The organism is Faecalibacterium sp. HTF-F, from assembly GCF_023347535.1.
Taxonomy (GTDB): Bacteria; Bacillota; Clostridia; order Oscillospirales; family Ruminococcaceae; genus Faecalibacterium; species Faecalibacterium wellingii.
Genome location: NZ_CP094473.1, coordinates 1,173,402 through 1,190,605, shown reverse-complemented (window position 1 = coordinate 1,190,605; position 17,204 = coordinate 1,173,402). Strand labels below are relative to the sequence as shown.

The window sequence follows — 17,204 nt, the reverse complement described above, 5'->3', positions numbered from 1 at the left end:
TCTACGGGATGTCGTATACACGGGTCAAATTTGAGCAGACACACATAATTCGACCCGCGTCGAAGGGAGCCTTTCGGCGTTTTTCACAAACTTTCCGGTTTGACCCATCCAGCCGCTGCCTCTGTGTTCCCCTTTTTGGCGCACTAGTCCATTATGTGATACTAATACAGTATAAACTCTAAAAGTCTTGTTGTCAAGCCATTTTTCAGATTTTTGCCAAAATAAATTTATTTTTCTTTCAATTTCGGCACACCCGGCAGTGTGTTGCTTTTTTCCGTTTTGGGTCTTGATTTTTTTATTTTGCACGTTCCTGTTCATAATCCCCTTGTGCAATTTGTCTATCTTTGCTCTTGTGTTTTGGAGTATTACTTTTACAGTCGGATATGTCCGTTTTCCTTCGTGGTCCTTTTTTCGTGAAAAAGCAGCTCAGAAAAGCCCGCAGGCTTTTCTGAGCTGCAAATATAAAAAATAATGTTTCCTCTAATATTGCCAGAGCGCACGCGGCGGCAATTATAATCGTTCACTCATCCAAGTAATCCCGCAGGCGCTTTGCCCTGCTGGGGTGCCGCAGCTTGCGCAGGGCCTTGGCTTCGATCTGCCGCACCCGCTCCCGCGTCACATTGAACTCTTTGCCCAATTCTTCCAGTGTGCGGGCCCGGCCATCCTCCAGCCCGAACCGCAGTGCGATCACCCGCTCTTCCCGGGGCGTCAGGCTCTTGAGCACGCTGAACAGCTCCCGGCGCAGCAGCTGCCGCCCGGCTTCATCCACCGGGACGCCCGCTTCCTCGTCCTGAATAAAATCCTCAAGGTGGGCGTCCTCTTCTTCACCCACTGGTGTTTCCAGACTGATGGGGTCCTGTGCCAACTGCAAAAGCTCCCGCACCCGGGCAGGCTCCATATCCAGCCGCACGGCGATCTCCTCCACCGTAGGCTCCCGGCCATTTTTGCGCAGCAGGTCGCCAGCCGTCTTTTTGACCCGGTTGATGCTCTCCACCAGATGCACCGGGATGCGGATCGTTCTCCCCTGATCCGCAATGGCCCGTGTGATGGACTGCCGGATCCACCATGTGGCATAGGTGGAGAACTTGAAACCCCGTTCCGGCTCAAATTTTTCTGCAGCCTTCATCAGCCCCAGATTGCCCTCCTGGATCAGATCAAGAAACGGCAGTCCCCGCCCGGCGTAGCGTTTTGCCACCGACACCACCAGCCGCAGATTTGCTTCGCTCAGGCGACGGCGGGCATCCTCGTCTCCGGCCTGCGCCGCACGGGCAAGCTCCGTTTCCTGTTCTGCCGTCAGCAGCGGCACCTGTCCGATCTCCTTCAGATAGGTCTTTACCGGGTCATCCAGTGCCACGCCTTCGGCCGAAAGCTCGTGCTCCAGCCTGCCGATCTGCGTTTCGTCCAATGCAGGCAGCTCGGTCTCTTCTTCGGCCAGATGTACGCCGCGGGTCTCCAATGCAGCATACAGCTCATCCAGCTGTGCCACATCGTAATCCTTCTCGTCCATAGCACGGCTGATCTGTTCCGGCGTCACGGTGTGACGGCGGGCATGGGAGGCCAGCTCCCGGGCCAATTCCTCCGTTTGCGACAATTTCTGCATGATTCCTGCTCCTTTCCGCTCCTGCTCCAGCCGGAGGGAAAAGCAGCGGTCTCATTCTTCTACAGGAACGCTTCCCTGCTTTTTTTCGCGCATCGACTGGAGGTAATCACTCAGTTCCTCATTGGACATATGCGCCGCCTTGCCTGCCACGGGCATCCCCCGGGCAATGCGGTCCAGATACAGCCGGATATCGTCCGGCGTGCAATTCACTTCGCTGTATTGTGCCGCAAAACGGCTCAGCTCATTCAGCGCTTCTTCACTGACATAGGCCCGCAGCGTGGTCAGGTTGAGCTCAATGCCTTCCCTGCTGCAGCGAAGCATGGCCTCGTACAGCTCCTTTTGCTGGGGCTGGATGAACTGCTCCGGCAACAGCTCCTTCTCTGCCAGCTTCAGATACTGCGGCTCCCGCAGGATCGCTGCCAGCAGCCGCTGCTGTGCACTTGCGATCCCCAGCGCCTGACTGCCGCCCGCGCTGTAGGGCAGCTTGATCTGGTTCATTTCGCCGGACTTGAGCACCTGCTGCCGTTTCTCCCAGCGGCGCCTGTTTCCGGCCTTTTTCACTGCCGTTTCCAGCTGGGTCATAATGGCTGTTTTGGAGATATTGGTCTCCTCTGCCAGACGGCCCGCATACACCTCCTGCTCAGTAGGGTTGGAGCGCTCTGCCAGCATATTCAAAGCTTCCTTGACGTATTCCAGCCGCTGCGCATCCTGTGCAAGATCGTACTGGCTGCGCAGGCGGCCCAGCCGGAAATCCAGTGCATTGCCCACACCGTCCAGCAGCGCCTTGAATCGTTCTGCACCGTACTTTTTGATGTACTCGTCCGGGTCTTTTGCCCCGGGGATCTGCAAAACGCCCACTTTCACCGGGCTGTTGCGGAACAGTTCCAGTGAACGCAGAGTCGCCTTCTGGCCGGCCTCGTCGGAATCGTAGCTTAGAATGACCTCATCTGCATATTCGCTGATGAGCCGCACCTGCTCCGGTGTCAGGGCCGTGCCGCAGGCGCACACCGCAGTATCGATCCCCGCCTGATGCATACTGATCACGTCCATGTAGCCCTCACACAGCACGAACCGGCGCACTGCACTGCGCTTTGCGATCTGCAATGCAAATACCGTTTCCGATTTGTGGTACACCAGCGTTTCCGGGCTGTTGACATACTTTGGTTTGGAATCGTCCAGCACCCGCCCGCCGAACGCGATGATATTGCCCCGCAGGTCAAAGATGGGGGTCATCACCCGCTTCCAGAACAGGCAGTAGATACGGCCGGACTGGCTGCGCTTGAACAGGCCGCTGGCATCCAGCTCCTGCTGGTTGTAGCCCTTATCCCGCAGGTACAGGTACAGGGCCTGTCCGTCATCGGGTGCATAGCCCAGCCCGAACCGTGCAATGGTCTTATCGTCCAGTCCGCGCCGCCGCCAGTAGGCCCGCGCCTGCCGTGCTTCCTCCACGGTGGAGTTCAGACAGGCATGGAAAAAGCGCGCAGCCTCCTTGTTCATGGAAAGAATGCGGCTGCGCATCCGGCCTGTCTTGTCGTCCTCCTGCGGTTCGGGCATTCCGGCCCGCGCCGCCAGCAGCTTGACGGCCTCCGGGTAATCGATGCTGTTGATCTTTCTGACAAAGCTGATGGCATCGCCTGCCGCCTGACAGCCAAAGCAGTAGAAGCTCTGGGTGTCCGGGTAGACATAGAAAGAGGGCGTTTTCTCGCTGTGGAAGGGACACAGACCGCCGTACAGCCGCCCTTTGCGCTTGAGCTGCACATAGCTGCCCACCAGCTCCACAATGTCGGTGCGGCGGGTCAGTTCCTCAATGTATTCGTGTGGGATCATGGATCTTTCAAACAACCTTTCAAAGTTTACAACACATGCCATTTCTGCGGCACAAAAATTTCCTCAAAGGTCCGGATGGCAAATTCATCGCTCATGCCGCTGATGTAGTCGGTGACGGCACGCTCTCTGCCCTCCTGATAGGCCAGCTGGACATAAAAGTTGGACATCTGATCGATGTGGCTCAGGTAGTACTCATACAGCTCTTCGATCACCTTGCCCACCTTCTGCTCCTCCCGCTTGGCGCTCCGGTCCACATACACCGTAGCGTACATGAAGTCGCGCAACGCGAGGAAAGCCTCGTTTTCCTCTGTGCCCACCTTCACATCGCCTTCGCTGTTGGCCAGAATGCTGTTGATCATTGTGGTGATGCGGGCAGATTTGGTCCTGCCCAGCACAGCCGTGCACTCTTTGGGCAGAATGTCCGGGTCCAGCACCCCGGCACGAACGGCATCCTCGATATCATGGTTCACAAAGGCGATCTGGTCGGCCATGCGCACGATGCGTCCCTCCGGCGTTGCCGCCCACGTCCCCTTGGTGTGGGTCACGATGCCGTTGCGCACCTCCCATGTCAGGTTCAGGCCCCTTCCGTCCTTTTCCAGCCTGTCCACCACACGCAGGCTCTGCATATAGTGCTTGAAGCCATCCGGGCAGAGCTCGTTCAACGCCTGCTCACCCGCATGTCCAAAGGGCGTATGCCCCAGATCATGGGCCAGACTGATGGCCTCAGTCAGATCCTCGTTGAGCCGCAGGGCCCGGGCAATGGTACGGGCGATCTGTGAAACTTCCAGCGTATGGGTCAGCCGGGTCCGGTACAGATCTCCTTCCGGCGAGAGAAATACCTGCGTTTTCTGCTTGAGGCGGCGGAAGGCCTTGCAGTGCAGCACCCGGTCACGGTCGCGCTGGAACACCGGCCTGATCGGGTCCTGTTCCTCCTGCACCATTCTCCCCCTGCTCTGGTCGCTGAAGGTCGCCCATGGTGCAAAGGTCATACGTTCGATCTCTTCCGTGCGCTGTCGTACATTCATACAGGATCCCCTCCTTTTTTCAGCATTCCCCCTCTCTGCTTCGGCACAGCCGATCCCAATTGCTGCGCCCGCGGCAATTGTAACACACCCGGTTTGTCGAAGGGGGAAATACCCTGTCGTTTCACAAAATTTTGCCCGTTTTTTTCAAAAGTCCTCTTATGGACGCAGTTTTTATCAAAAGGGTGCGTAGAAAGGTTCCGAGACATGGACCTGTGCTCCGCCCCGGGTCAGCTCCCGCAGCTGCTCCAGCAGCGGGCCTTCCGTGTGCTCAGGCATCTGCCAGCACAGAGTCACACGGTCCGTGAACTGCGGTGCGGCCTGTTTTGCTCCCGCCGCGTCGATGAGCAGCGAGGCCCGCTCATACAGTGAGTAATCCACCGTCACGCTCAGTTCCACCACGCTGCGCACCGTGACCACCTCGGCGTTCTCCAATGCCCGGGCTGTGGCCGTCGTATAGGCACGCACAAGGCCGCCGGTGCCCAGCAGCACACCGCCAAAATAGCGGGTCACCACCACAATCAGATCGGTCAGACCGCTGTGCTGCAGCACTTCCAGCGCCGGGGTCCCCGCCGTTTTTGCCGGTTCGCCATCGTCCGAGTAGCGTTCCCGGTTGCCTTCCCGCAGGCGGTAAGCATATACATTGTGCCGCGCGGTCCGGTTGGCCGCACGCACCTGTTCCAGAAATGCAACGGCGGCTTCCTCACTGTCCGCAAAAGACAGGGATGCAATGAAGCGGCTCTTCTTTTCTTCGTATTCTCCTGTGGCCGTGCCACGAATCGTGCGGTAATCCTCCACGGTGGTTCCTCCTGCTTTTTATTCAGAATAAGTATAACATAAATCGGCCGTTGTGCAACCACTGCAGAACACGTTATCTGTTTCATTTCTTTTCGGTCGGATCCTCAGCTCCCCCGGCTCTTAAAAAAGACAACAAAAAATCGGCTGAGCCCTGCGGCCCAACCGATTTTTCTGAAGAAAGCATATGATTACGATGATTACTTGGTAAAAAGCTGGATCCACTGATGGCCCCAGGTGCTGGAGCTGTTGTAGTAGTAGCCAACACCCATTGCGCGGGCTTCCGGGTCCAGAATATTCGCACGGTGGCCTTCGGAATTCATCCATGCCGTTACGACCTCTTCAGGAGAAACGCTGCCCCATGCGGCATTCTCACCGGAAGCAACATCGGTCACACCGTATTCACTGAGCACGGTGTACCACTTGGAACCATTGGGGCGCACATGAGAGTTCACAGTTGCGATCTCCTCAGCACGATGCTGTGCAGCTGCAGTGAGCTTTGCGTCCCCCATGACCAGAGGCTGCAGGCCGTAGTTTGCGCGCTCTGCATTGACCAGATCCAGAACTCTCTGACGATAGTCGCTGGTGTAAGAGTTTTCGGGATAAGAGAAGATCAGCACCCAGTAGTTGTTGTAAACGCCGCCTTCATAGTGGCCCACGCTCATGGTGGTCGCATCTGCGTTCAGGATGCGCTCACGGGCAAAATCAATATTCATCCACTGATCTACCGCTGCATCGGGGGTGGAAACGCCCGCCATGTAGTCCTCGCCAATCGACACATCTTCGATGCCATTCTCTGCGAAGACGGTAAAATCGCGCTGGCCATTGGGACGAACGTAAGAATAAGAAGAGGCCAGTTCCTTCGCGCGCTCCTGAGCAGCACTATTGTGGCTGCTATCACCCAGCTGGACAGGCTTCAGGCCAGCCTTTGCGCGCTCGCTGTTCACACGGCGCAGGAACTCGTTCTGGTAAGCTTCATCCTGATGGCTCAGGAAGGAGTTTTCTTCTTCCATCACGGAAGCTGTCTCAGACCCGGCCTGTGCAGCATTTGCGGCAACAGGCTTGAGGGATGCGGCACCAAAAACCACAGCCATGGCCATCGCAGCGGCTGCGACCTTCTTTACGATCTTCATCTCAAGTTCCATAAGACATCCTCCGCAAGTTTTTGCAACTTGTTTGCAACACTACCGTTTCACAAATGCAACTGTTGTGCAACAATAGTATCACAAAAGTGTCTCATGGTCAAGGGATTCAGTCATGTTTTGATGAATCACATAAAATTTTAGAGCTTTTTTCTCCTAAAAAGCCCTTTATAAGCGCCTCAAACACGTTCTAAATGTTGGTTTATTGTTATGCAAATGTTGCAATACGTCCTTTTTCGGAGGCTGCTCATGGCACTTTTTGTACGGAAATTCACTTTTGCAACACGATTTTGTTACGCTTTAATTGTGTATTTCCGTCTTTTTCTTAACTCAAAGCCGTTTTTCCATGTTTCGCTGCACTTTGTGTGCACTTTCAGACGCTGCTTTTTCTTCCTCTGGCTATCCCTGCACTGCATCCGCTCTTTTGCAGCACCATCCGCAACAAAAAACAGCGCAGACGGTTCTTCCGAACCCATCTGTGCTGTCCCTCCGTACAGTTTAATACTCTAACTCTTTGCTCTGACGGAACCGAGTATTACGCAAAATGCAACAAGCCCCGCCAAAAAGGACATAGTTCAAAGAATCGCCGAACAGAGCAAAAAGGCAGGACCTCTGGCGAAGCCCTGCCTCTTGCTGTTTTGTCCACTGTCTTTTATGCGTCACCTTAGCATTTGACAAACAAAAAAAGAAGAGCGGCTCCGAAGAGCCGCCCTTCCACAATTCAGGCTATGCTATTGAAAAAATCTTGCTTCAGGCGATCACTGAGCAGCCTTTGCTGCCTCGATCTGCTTGATCAGCTCGGGCACGACCTTGAACAGATCGCCCACGATGCCGTAGTCAGCCACGCCGAAGATGGGAGCACCCTCGTTCTTGTTGACAGCGATGATGCACTCGGAGTCCTGCATACCAGCAGTGTGCTGGATAGCGCCGGAAATGCCCAGAGCAACATAGATCTTGGGGTGCACGGTCTTGCCGGTCTGACCAACCTGATGGTCAGCGGTCATCCAGCCTGCATCGGTGACGGCACGGGAAGCGCCCACAACGCCGCCGCCCAGAGCAGCTGCCAGCTGCTCAGCCAGCTCAATGCCCTTCTGGACATCCTTGCTGATGCCGCGGCCGACAGAGACGATCACGTCTGCGCCGATCAGATCGACCAGCTTCTCAGCGGCCTTCTCAACGCTCAGGACCTCGGTCTTGATGTCATCAGCAGCCAGAGCGAATGCGGGCTTCACGATCTGGCAGGCATCAGCCTTGGCCTGATCGAAGGGAGCCTTCTTCATAACGCCGGGACGCACGGTGGACATCTGCGGACGGAAGCGGGGGCAGATGATGGTAGCCATCAGATGGCCGCCGAATGCGGGACGGGTCATCTTCAGGTTGCGGTCTTCCATATCGAACTTCTGCTTGGACAGGTCGATGGTGGAGCTCTCCTTCAGGAAATCGATGTACTTTGCAGTGTCGATGTCCAGATGGGTAGCATCAGCGGTCAGGCCGGTGTGCAGACGAGCTGCGCAGCGGGGGCCCAGATCGCGGCCGATGTTGGTTGCACCGATCAGCAGGACTTCGGGCTTGTACTCGTTGACCATGTCGCACACGACCTTAGCGTATGCATCGGTGGTGTAATCCTTCAGCAGGGGGCTGTCGCAGACCATGACCTCATCGGCACCATAGCCGCCCAGCTCCTTGGCAATGCCTTCCACGTTGTCGCCCAGCAGCAGACCAGTGACCTTGCAGCCCAGCTCATCAGCCAGCTTGCGGGCCTCGCTCACCAGCTCGAAATCAGTGGGCATCAGCTTGCCCTGGCGCTGCTCGCAGAAGACCCAAACGCCTTTGTATTCGTTAAAATCAGCCATTGTAATCCTATGCTCCTTTCATCAGATCAGGTGCTTCTTGGCCAGGATACCAGCCAGCTGTGCGGCAGTATCGTCGCCCTTGAGCATGGTGCCTGCGCCCTTCTGCGGAGGAGTGAAGGACTTAAAGACGTTCGTCGGAGAACCCTTCAGACCAATGGTATCGACCTCGATCAGCGGATCGTCCTTCAGTGCGTTGTAATCGAACACTTCCATCGGCTTGTCATAGCAGGTGAAGATGCCGTTCACGCTCATGTAACGGGGCTGGTTCAGCTCCTTGATGCAGGTCAGCAGGCAGGGAGTCTGCACCTTGACCATCATGTAGCCGTCCTCCAGCATACGCTTCACGGTCAGGGTGTTGCCATCCTTCTGGATGTCAGCCACATAGGTGACCTGAGGCAGGTGCAGCTTCTCAGCGATCTGAGGACCGACCTGAGCAGTATCACCATCGATTGCCTGACGGCCGCAGAACACAACGTCCTCGGGGCCGACACCGATCTTGTTGACGGCAGCAGCCAGGATCTGGCTGGTTGCGAAGGTATCGGAACCGCCGAACTCACGGCCGGAGACCAGAACAGCCTTATCTGCACCGCGGGCCAGCAGCTCACGCAGCATGCCTTCTGCCGGCGGAGGACCCATGGTAACAACAACGACTTCGCAGCCGGTAGCGTCCTTGAGCTTCAGAGCAGCCTCCAGAGCGTTCAGGTCATCAGGGTTGGTGATGGTAGCCATCGAAGCACGGTCCAGAGTGCCATCGGGCTTGACGGACACCTTGCCGGAGGTATCAGGAACCTGCTTTACACAAACAATTGCTTTCATTGTAACTCTTGCCTCCCTTACTTCAGCAGCGCGCCGGAAATGACCATCATCTGCACTTCGCTGGTGCCCTCGTAGATCTCAGTGATCTTGGCATCACGCATCATGCGCTCGATGGGATAGTCACGGGTGTAGCCGTAACCGCCGAACAGCTGCAGGCAGCGGCGGGTCACATCGCTTGCGGTGCGGGCTGCGATCAGCTTTGCCTGAGCAGCCTCGACGCTGTAACGAACCTTCTTGCCATCCATTGCTTCCTGCTTCTTCAGAGCAGCAGCGTAGACCAGATACTTTGCAGCCTCAACACGTGCCTTCATCTCAGCCAGCTCGAACTGAGTGTTCTGGAAAGCTGCAATGGCACGGCCGAACTGCTTGCGCTCCTTGACGTAAGCCACGGTCTCTTCCAGAGCGCCCTCGGCAATGCCCAGAGCCTGAGATGCGATACCGATACGGCCGCCATCCAGAGTAGCCATAGCCAGCTGGAAGCCCTTGCCGCGCACGCCCAGCATACGATCCTTCGGAATGCGGCAGTCCTCAAAGATCAGCTCGCAGGTAGAAGAACCGCGAATGCCCATCTTGTCCTCAGCCTTACCGACGGAGAAGCCCGGGTCGGTACGCTCCACGATGAAAGCAGAGCACAGCTTGGTGGGACGGCCCTTCTTGTCCAGCACATTGTCGGTGACGGCAATGACGATGAACACATCAGCAAAGCCTGCATTGGTGATGAAGATCTTGGAGCCGTTCAGCACCCAGCAATCGTCCTCTTCCTTTGCAATGGTCTGCTGGCCCTGTGCGTCGGTGCCGGCACCCGGCTCAGTCAGGCCGAAAGCACCCAGCCACTCACCGCTGCACAGCTTGGGCAGATACTTTGCCTTCTGCTCGGGAGTACCATTTTCATAAATAGGAGCAGCACACAGGCTGGTGTGAGCAGAGACGATGACACCGGTGGTGCCGCAGACCTTGCTCAGCTCTTCCACTGCCATGACGTAGGACAGCACATCGCCGCCTGCACCGCCGACCTCAGTCGGGAAATAAATGCCCATCATGCCGAGCTTGCCCATCTTTTCGACGGTCTCTTTGGGGAAGTACTCTTCCGCATCAACCTTCTTTGCCAGGGGCTTGACTTCGTTCTCAGCAAACTCGCGGTACATTTTCTGTACCATCTGCTGCTGCTTGGACAGAGTAAAATCCATCGCTATATCCTCCTAACGGGTCTTTTTCATTTACCGGAATTGCCCGGTGCAAACAAATTCCTCCCGGCCGTGTTTCCATAGTCGGGAGAAACGTTTATCAGAATTTACAGCTGGTCAACAGGGGTCTTGGTGCGGTCTGCGTTGTAAACGTAGAAGCCCTTGCCGCTCTTGCAGCCCAGGTTGCCGCCGCGGACCATCTTACGGATCAGCGGGCATGCACGGTACTTGCTGTCGCCGGTCTCCTTGTACAGCACGTCCATGATAGCCAGGCAGATATCCAGGCCGATGAAGTCGCCCAGCTCCAGGGGACCCATGGGGTGGTTGGCACCCAGCTTCATAGCAGTATCGATGCCGGCGATATCGGAAACGCCTTCCATCTTGATGAAGGCTGCTTCGTTGATCATGGGGATCAGGATGCGGTTGACGACAAAGCCTGCAGCCTCGTTGACCTGAACCGGCTGCTTGCCGATGGCAACAGAGATCTCCTTGATCTTCTCAACGGTCTCAGCGGGAGTGTTGCAGCCTGCGATGACCTCGATCAGCTTCATGCGGTCTGCGGGGTTGAAGAAGTGCATGCCGACCAGCGGACGGCCAACGCCCTTGCCGATCTCGGTGATGGACAGAGAAGAAGTGTTGGAAGCGAAGATGCACTCAGGCTTGCAGATCTTATCCAGCTCGCCGAAGGTGGTCTGCTTGACCTTCATATCCTCAAAAGCAGCCTCAACGACCAGATCGCAGTCAGCGCACAGGTCTTCCTTCAGGCCCGGGGTGATGGCAGCAACGATAGCGTCTGCCTTTTCCTGCGTCATCTTTCCCTTGGCAACCAGCTTCTCGTAGCCCTTCTTGATCTTTGCCAGACCATTCTCGGCCCACTCCTGCTTGATGTCGCACAGAGCAACGGTGTTGCCCTCAACCTGTGCAAATGCCTTTGCGATGCCCTGGCCCATGGTGCCAGCGCCGATAACACCGATCTTCATAGGAAACCTCTCCTTTAATATCAAAAATTATGTAGTAATGGATTAGTTGTTGGTGAACACTGCCTTGGGCTTCGGCTTCTCACGGGACAGGAAGCAGCTCATGCCCTCCACCTGATCGTGGGTCTCGAAGCAGTCGCCGAACAGCTTTTCCTCGACCTCAACAGCCTTCTCGATGGGCAGGCTGATGCCGCCGTTGATTGCCTTCTTGCAGTTGCGTACAGCGATGGGTGCGTTCTTTGCGATCTTGCCGGCCAGCTTCAGCACGTTCTCCATCAGCTCAGCCTGGGGATACACAGCGTTCACCAGACCAATGCGCAGAGCCTCGTCTGCCTTGATGTTCAGAGCAGAGTAGACCAGCTGCTTTGCCATGCCCATGCCGACCAGACGTGCCAGACGCTGAGTGCCGCCGAAGCCCGGGGTGATGCCCAGACCAACTTCAGGCTGACCAAACACAGCGTTGTCAGAGCAGATGCGGATGTCGCAGCTCATTGCCAGCTCGTTGCCGCCGCCCAGTGCAAAGCCGTTCACGGCTGCAATGACGGGGATGGGGAAGCTCTCGATCATCAGGAACACATCATTGCCCAGCTTGCCGAAGGCCTCGCCCTCTGCCTTGGTCATGGTGCTCATGGAACCGATATCAGCGCCTGCCACGAAGCTCTTGTCGCCTTCGCCGGTCAGAACGATGCAGCGGACAGTCTCCTGATCCACAGCCTCAAATGCAGCCTTCAGGTCTGCCAGAACTTCGGGGTTCAGGGCATTCAGTGCCTTGGGACGGTCGATGGTGATGATCTCAACTGCGCCCTGCACCTCGGTTTTTACAAATGCCATTGTGAAAACCTCCTATTCAAATCTTATCAGTTATCATAAACAGCCCCCGGGCCAGAGCAGGCTCTCCGGTTCCTCCCCTGCCCGGGTCTGTCATTCAGTCAGGTTCTCCAATAATGGAGTTTAGTCCATCTCAACGATGGTAGCGCAGCCCATACCGCCGCCGATGCACAGGGTAGCCAGACCCTTGTGAGCACCACGGTGCTTCATAGCATACAGCAGGGTGACCAGGATACGAGCGCCGGAAGCGCCGACCGGGTGGCCCAGAGCGATGGCGCCGCCGTTGACATTCAGCTTATCCTTATCGAAGCCCAGAGCCTCGCCGACAGCGATGGACTGTGCTGCGAAGGCCTCGTTTGCCTCGACCAGATCCATATCAGCAACGCTCATGCCGGTCTTAGCCATGACCTTCTTGGTAGCAGCGATGGGGCCCAGACCCATGACCTCGGGCTCAACACCTGCCAGAGCACCTGCAACCCAGGTAGCCAGAGGCTTCACGCCCAGCTCCTTGGCCTTCTCCTCGCTCATGATGACCAGAGCAGCAGCGCCGTCGTTGATGGCAGAGGAGTTTGCAGCAGTCACGATGCCGTCCTTGGTGAAAGCAGGCTTCAGCTTTGCCAGCACTTCAGGAGCGCTCAGACGGGGGCCTTCATCGGTATCGAACACGGTGTCGCCCTTCTTGCCCTTGATCACAACAGGAACGATCTCGTCCTTGAAAGCGCCGTCCTTGATGGCCTTGTCAGCCTTCAGCTGGCTGTTGTATGAGAACTCGTCCAGCATCTCACGGGTGATGGGGCTGTAGCCGTACTTCTTCTGATAGGTCTCGTTGGTGCAGACGTTCTCAGCGGTCATACCCATGTGCTTGTTGAAGCCGCAGGCATCCCACAGAGCATCGTTGACCATGGTATCCACGATCTCGCTCTTGCCCATAGGAGCGCCCATGCGGTAGCCGTAACGAGCCTTCTGCAGTGCGAAGGGAGCCATGTCCATGTTCTCCATGCCGCCTGCGACCACGATATCAGCATCGCCTGCCTCGATCATCTGAGCAGCCATATTGACGCAGTTCAGACCGGAGCCACACACCACGTTGACGGTGACAGCCGGGGTCTCGATGGGCAGACCAGCCTTCAGAGCAGCCTGACGTGCAACGTTCTGGCCCAGACCAGCCTGAATGACACAGCCCATGTAAACATGATCGACCTGCTCAGGTGCGACGTTTGCACGGTTCAGGGCTTCCTTGATGACAATGGAGCCCAGCTCAACTGCGGGAACGTTTGCCAGAGTGCCGCCGAACTTGCCAATAGCGGTACGGCATGCAGATGCGATAACGATCTTTTTCATGTGAATAGCCTCCTGAATTGTGTATGTGTTGCTTTTCGATTGCCTTTTTATCAAAACGCCCTTGGGCATTTCTGCAAATTATTTTTCAGGGTCTTTTCCCTGCCGGATCAGCGCATACCTTTCGTTGACCGCCTTTTCCACATTGGGGGTGACGAACTTGCTGATGTCGCTGCCGTAATACGCTGCCTCCTTCACGATTGTAGAAGAAAGGTAGCTCCACTTGATGCTGGTGGCAAGGAACATGGTCTCAATGCCGGGCATCAGTGCGTGATTGGTCTGCGCAAGCTGGATCTCGTTTTCAAAGTCCGTCACAGCCCGCAGTCCCCGTACCATCACCGAAGCGTGCCGCTTCTTGGCGAACTCTACGGTCAGGCCGTCGAAGCTCTCCACCGAAACATTCTGGATGCCTTTGCAGCACTCCTTGAGCAGCTCTACGCGTTCCTCTACGGTGAAGAGCGGATTCTTTGCGCTGTTGTTGAGCACTGCCACGATCAGATGATCGTTGATCTTTGCTGCGCGCTTGATGATATCAAGGTGTCCTTTTGTGACCGGGTCGAACGAACCGGGGTAAACTGCTGTTGCCATCGTCTGGTGTCCTCCTTGAGCGCTGTGAAAAGCGCGTTTTGGTTCTGCCATGATAGCACTTTCCAGTCTTGGGTGCAAGATTTTGTGCAAGCTGTACGTTTTATCGTTAAAATTTAAACAATCAACGCTGTGCCACATCGCGGCAACTTGCTACGCTATAAGTAAATCACATCGTCAAAATTTTATCAAGTCCTTTTGCAAAGATTTTTGGTTTCACCGCACCAAACAATCCTCCGAAATTGCTCTAAATTTTGTAAATATTGACAGTCAGCCAAAATTTTCACGATAAACTATTGATTCTGCACATTGTTAATGTTATAACTAAGTTGTGCAGGTCTGCCGACCTGTCCGGCAGCTTTCCCTGCTGTCTGTCAGGATACCACACGGTTATGTCAGAGTTGTGTGCAAACTACCAAAAACCGGTAAATAACCTGCAAAGATCTGTCCGTGCAGGAAGTGTAAATGATAAATTTACAATTCCTTTATGTTATTATAGGAGAGGATGGTTTATAATGGATTTTACGGAACTGTATGCTCAGAAAAAAATGACCGCCGCTCAGGCTGCCGCACTGGTCAAAAGCGGTGACTGGGTGGACTACGGCTGGGCAGTGAACACCCCCGTGGCGGTGGATGCCGAGCTTGCAAAGCGTCTGCCGGAGCTGGAGGGCGTCAACTTCCGCGGCGGCATCCTGATGTGGGTGCCCGCGATCTTCCAGATCGACGACCCCGCCGCACACATGACCTGGAACAGCTGGCACATGGGCGGCATTGAGCGCAAGGCCATTGCACAGGGGTTCTCCTTTTACTCCCCCATCCGTTATTCCGAGCTGCCCCGTTACTACCGTGAGAGCCCGGACCCGCTGGATGTGGCCGTGTTCCAGGTGACCCCCATGGACGAGCACGGCTATTTCAACTTCGGCCCCAGTGCATCTCATCTGGGCGCTGTATGCGAAAAAGCCAAGAAGATCGTTGTTGAGGTCAACAAGAACATGCCCCGCTGCCTTGGCGGCATGGAGAACTGCATCCACATTTCTCAGGTCACCGGCATCGTGGAAGGCGAGAATCCTCCCATCGGCCAGATGGCCGCTCCCGGTGCTGCTACCGAAGTGGATCTGAAGGTCGCCAACCTGATCGTTCCGCAGATCCCCAACGGTGCCTGCCTGCAGCTGGGCATCGGCGGTATGCCCAATGCCATCGGCAGCCTGATTGCACAGAGCGACCTGAAGGATCTGGGCGTGCACACCGAAATGTATGTGGACGCTTTTGTGGATATCGCCAAGGCCGGCAAGATCACCGGTGCACGCAAGCAGCTGGACAAGGGTCGTCAGGTCTACGCCTTTGGTGCCGGCACCCAGAAGATGTACGATTACCTGAACGATAATCCGGAGTGCATGTCCGCTCCCGTGGACTATACCAACGATATCCGCAGCATCTCCGCACTGGATAACTTTATTTCCATCAACAACGCTGTGGACATCGACCTGTTCGGTCAGGTGAACGCCGAGACTGCAGGCCTCAAGCACATCTCCGGTGCCGGCGGTCAGCTGGATTTCGTTCTGGGCGCATACCTTTCCAAGGGCGGCAAGAGCTTCATCTGCCTGTCCTCCACCTTCTTTAATAAGAAGACCGGCCAGATGGAGAGCCGCATCCGTCCCACGCTGGAAAACGGCAGCATCATCACCGACACCCGTGCCAACATCCACTACCTGTGCACGGAGTTCGGCTGCGTGAACCTGAAGGGCCTGACCACCTGGGAAAAGGCTGAAGCCCTGATCAACGTTGCACATCCCGACTTCCGCGAAGACCTTATCAAGGAAGCCGAAAAGATGCATATCTGGCGCAGGAGCAACAAAATCTAACATGTGCCGTGGGTATTCCTGCTGCCTGCGGCAGGAATGGAGTTTATCACATGATGGACAAAAAGCCGCACATCAAGCCCTATCTTTACGGGATGCTGGCCGGGTTCGGAGCGATCTCCCTGAGCATCATCTTTTTCTTTCTGATCTACCGCTTTGACGGTTTTGGCAACGCGATCTCGACCCTGACCGGCATTCTGATGCCGTTCATCTACGGTGCCGTCATCGCCTACCTGCTCAAGCCCGTATGCAACACCATCGAGAGCTTTCTGCGCCGCTTCATTCCGGAAAAGATGCATGGTCTGGTCAATGTGCTGTCTATTACACTGACCATCCTGTTCGGTCTGCTCCTCATCTACGCTTTGTGCATGATGATCATTCCGCAGCTCATCACCAGCGTGACCACCCTGTACTACACTGCACAGCGCAACCTTGCAAAGTTCGTGCAGTGGGCAAATCATGTGGAGTTCATTGAGAACAACCAGCAGATCATGAACATGCTCAACTCTGCTTATGCCACCATCAGCACCAATTTTGATGATCTGATCAAGACCCGCCTCCTGCCCTCCATGCAGAACATCGTCAGCGGTGCCGCCATTGGTGTGCTGAACATTGTAACGGTAGCCAAGAATCTGGTCATCGGCATCATCGTGGCCGTGTACATGCTGGCCAGCCGCAAGCGCTTTGTGCAGCAGGGCAAGCTGGTGCTCTACAGCATCTTCAAGCCCCGCTGGGCAGAGCTCATCAAGGAAGAAGCGAAGTATGCCGATAAGATGTTCGGCGGCTTCATCAACGGCAAGATCATGGATTCCGCCATCATCGGCGTGCTGTGCTATATCGGCTGCCTGATCTTCAAATTCCCCAGTGCACTGCTGGTGTCGGTCATCATCGGTGTGACCAATGTCATCCCCTTCTTTGGCCCGTTCATCGGTGCGGTTCCGGCTACCCTGCTCATTCTCATCCAGAACCCCATCAAGGCACTGTGGTTCGTGCTGTTCGTGCTGGTCCTGCAGCAGCTGGACGGCAATGTAATCGGCCCCAAGATCCTAGGCAACACCACCGGTCTTTCCAGCTTCTGGGTCCTGTTCGCCATCCTGCTGTTCGGCGGTCTGTGGGGCTTTGTGGGCATGATCGTGGGTGTACCGCTGTTTGCCGTCATCTATGACATCATCAAAAAGCTGGTCATTCACGGTCTGAAGCGCAATGCAGAGCTCGACATGCTTCAGACCTACCACGACAATTTCGGCGACCCGGAGGACGATACTTCGCCTGTCCCGGAACCGTCTGCCGAAAAGCAATAAGCATCTCCCCTGCCCTGTATCACAAAGGCCCTGCGTTCGAAAGAACGCAGGGCCTTTGCTTTTTATGATGATGTTTG

General features: G+C 55.8%; 16 protein-coding genes. 2 read left to right on the top strand and 14 right to left on the bottom strand.

Annotated elements, in window-relative coordinates; genetic code table 11:
* Positions 1-24: 24 nt before the first annotated feature.
* The 14 genes from MTP37_RS05765 to coaD form a co-directional block, all read right to left on the bottom strand.
* On the bottom strand, positions 25-318 hold the full coding sequence (locus MTP37_RS05765; protein WP_249238527.1) for a hypothetical protein: 294 nt from the start codon (positions 316-318) through the stop codon (positions 25-27).
* 202 nt (positions 319-520) lie between these two features.
* Complete coding sequence (gene rpoD, locus MTP37_RS05760; RefSeq protein WP_249238526.1) at positions 521-1,600, bottom strand: RNA polymerase sigma factor RpoD; 1,080 nt, start codon at positions 1,598-1,600, stop codon at positions 521-523.
* A 51-nt stretch (positions 1,601-1,651) separates the two neighbouring features.
* Positions 1,652-3,427, bottom strand: coding sequence for a DNA primase (gene dnaG / locus MTP37_RS05755; protein ID WP_249238525.1), 1,776 nt, complete (start codon positions 3,425-3,427; stop codon positions 1,652-1,654).
* 26 nt (positions 3,428-3,453) lie between these two features.
* Entirely contained in the window at positions 3,454-4,452 is a 999-nt protein-coding gene (locus MTP37_RS05750) for a deoxyguanosinetriphosphate triphosphohydrolase (protein ID WP_249238524.1), read from the bottom strand.
* A 174-nt stretch (positions 4,453-4,626) separates the two neighbouring features.
* Positions 4,627-5,247: an IMPACT family protein gene (locus MTP37_RS05745; RefSeq protein ID WP_249238523.1), complete on the bottom strand. Its 621-nt coding sequence runs from the start codon at positions 5,245-5,247 to the stop codon at positions 4,627-4,629.
* 197 nt (positions 5,248-5,444) lie between these two features.
* Positions 5,445-6,389, bottom strand: a complete 945-nt coding sequence (locus MTP37_RS05740) for a CAP domain-containing protein (RefSeq protein WP_249238522.1) — start codon at positions 6,387-6,389, stop codon at positions 5,445-5,447.
* A 290-nt stretch (positions 6,390-6,679) separates the two neighbouring features.
* Complete coding sequence (locus MTP37_RS05735) at positions 6,680-6,862, bottom strand: hypothetical protein (protein WP_249238521.1); 183 nt, start codon at positions 6,860-6,862, stop codon at positions 6,680-6,682.
* A gap of 282 nt (positions 6,863-7,144) precedes the next feature.
* Positions 7,145-8,239: an acryloyl-CoA reductase electron transfer subunit beta gene (acrA, locus tag MTP37_RS05730; protein ID WP_249238520.1), complete on the bottom strand. Its 1,095-nt coding sequence runs from the start codon at positions 8,237-8,239 to the stop codon at positions 7,145-7,147.
* 21 nt (positions 8,240-8,260) lie between these two features.
* Complete coding sequence (gene acrB, locus MTP37_RS05725; RefSeq protein WP_005940175.1) at positions 8,261-9,055, bottom strand: acryloyl-CoA reductase electron transfer subunit gamma; 795 nt, start codon at positions 9,053-9,055, stop codon at positions 8,261-8,263.
* A 17-nt stretch (positions 9,056-9,072) separates the two neighbouring features.
* Positions 9,073-10,242 carry an acyl-CoA dehydrogenase gene (locus MTP37_RS05720; protein WP_097778133.1) on the bottom strand — a complete coding sequence of 390 codons (1,170 nt, stop codon included), beginning with the start codon at positions 10,240-10,242 and terminating at the stop codon, positions 9,073-9,075.
* A gap of 104 nt (positions 10,243-10,346) precedes the next feature.
* Positions 10,347-11,219: a 3-hydroxyacyl-CoA dehydrogenase family protein gene (locus MTP37_RS05715; protein ID WP_097774829.1), complete on the bottom strand. Its 873-nt coding sequence runs from the start codon at positions 11,217-11,219 to the stop codon at positions 10,347-10,349.
* 42 nt (positions 11,220-11,261) lie between these two features.
* Complete coding sequence (locus MTP37_RS05710) at positions 11,262-12,047, bottom strand: enoyl-CoA hydratase-related protein (RefSeq protein ID WP_249238519.1); 786 nt, start codon at positions 12,045-12,047, stop codon at positions 11,262-11,264.
* A 120-nt stretch (positions 12,048-12,167) separates the two neighbouring features.
* A complete protein-coding gene (locus tag MTP37_RS05705) occupies positions 12,168-13,385 on the bottom strand; it encodes an acetyl-CoA C-acetyltransferase (RefSeq protein WP_249238518.1) in 1,218 nt (405 codons plus the stop codon).
* A 78-nt stretch (positions 13,386-13,463) separates the two neighbouring features.
* On the bottom strand, positions 13,464-13,970 hold the full coding sequence (gene coaD, locus MTP37_RS05700; RefSeq protein WP_249238517.1) for a pantetheine-phosphate adenylyltransferase: 507 nt from the start codon (positions 13,968-13,970) through the stop codon (positions 13,464-13,466).
* Positions 13,971-14,482: 512 nt separating this feature from the next.
* Between coaD and MTP37_RS05695 the strand changes: the two genes are divergently transcribed.
* Together MTP37_RS05695 and MTP37_RS05690 are read left to right on the top strand one after the other, a co-directional pair.
* A complete protein-coding gene (locus MTP37_RS05695; RefSeq protein WP_249238516.1) occupies positions 14,483-15,829 on the top strand; it encodes a butyryl-CoA:acetate CoA-transferase in 1,347 nt (448 codons plus the stop codon).
* 50 nt (positions 15,830-15,879) lie between these two features.
* Complete coding sequence (locus MTP37_RS05690; RefSeq protein ID WP_249238515.1) at positions 15,880-17,127, top strand: AI-2E family transporter; 1,248 nt, start codon at positions 15,880-15,882, stop codon at positions 17,125-17,127.
* The last annotated feature ends 77 nt before the right edge of the window (positions 17,128-17,204 follow it).

Bases quoted from the DNA above. Each gene is read 5' to 3' on its own strand.
- rpoD (WP_249238526.1), bottom strand. From the start codon at position 1,600: ATGCAGAAATTGTCGCAAACGGAGGAATTGGCCCGGGAGCTGGCCTCC.
- MTP37_RS05690 (WP_249238515.1), top strand. From the start codon at position 15,880: ATGATGGACAAAAAGCCGCACATCAAGCCCTATCTTTACGGGATGCTG.
- acrA (WP_249238520.1), bottom strand. From the start codon at position 8,239: ATGGCTGATTTTAACGAATACAAAGGCGTTTGGGTCTTCTGCGAGCAG.
- coaD (WP_249238517.1), bottom strand. From the start codon at position 13,970: ATGGCAACAGCAGTTTACCCCGGTTCGTTCGACCCGGTCACAAAAGGA.
- dnaG (WP_249238525.1), bottom strand. From the start codon at position 3,427: ATGATCCCACACGAATACATTGAGGAACTGACCCGCCGCACCGACATT.
- MTP37_RS05765 (WP_249238527.1), bottom strand. From the start codon at position 318: ATGAACAGGAACGTGCAAAATAAAAAAATCAAGACCCAAAACGGAAAA.
- MTP37_RS05735 (WP_249238521.1), bottom strand. From the start codon at position 6,862: ATGGGTTCGGAAGAACCGTCTGCGCTGTTTTTTGTTGCGGATGGTGCT.
- MTP37_RS05740 (WP_249238522.1), bottom strand. From the start codon at position 6,389: ATGGAACTTGAGATGAAGATCGTAAAGAAGGTCGCAGCCGCTGCGATG.
- MTP37_RS05750 (WP_249238524.1), bottom strand. From the start codon at position 4,452: ATGAATGTACGACAGCGCACGGAAGAGATCGAACGTATGACCTTTGCA.
- MTP37_RS05720 (WP_097778133.1), bottom strand. From the start codon at position 10,242: ATGGATTTTACTCTGTCCAAGCAGCAGCAGATGGTACAGAAAATGTAC.
- acrB (WP_005940175.1), bottom strand. From the start codon at position 9,055: ATGAAAGCAATTGTTTGTGTAAAGCAGGTTCCTGATACCTCCGGCAAG.
- MTP37_RS05715 (WP_097774829.1), bottom strand. From the start codon at position 11,219: ATGAAGATCGGTGTTATCGGCGCTGGCACCATGGGCCAGGGCATCGCA.
- MTP37_RS05710 (WP_249238519.1), bottom strand. From the start codon at position 12,047: ATGGCATTTGTAAAAACCGAGGTGCAGGGCGCAGTTGAGATCATCACC.
- MTP37_RS05705 (WP_249238518.1), bottom strand. From the start codon at position 13,385: ATGAAAAAGATCGTTATCGCATCTGCATGCCGTACCGCTATTGGCAAG.
- MTP37_RS05695 (WP_249238516.1), top strand. From the start codon at position 14,483: ATGGATTTTACGGAACTGTATGCTCAGAAAAAAATGACCGCCGCTCAG.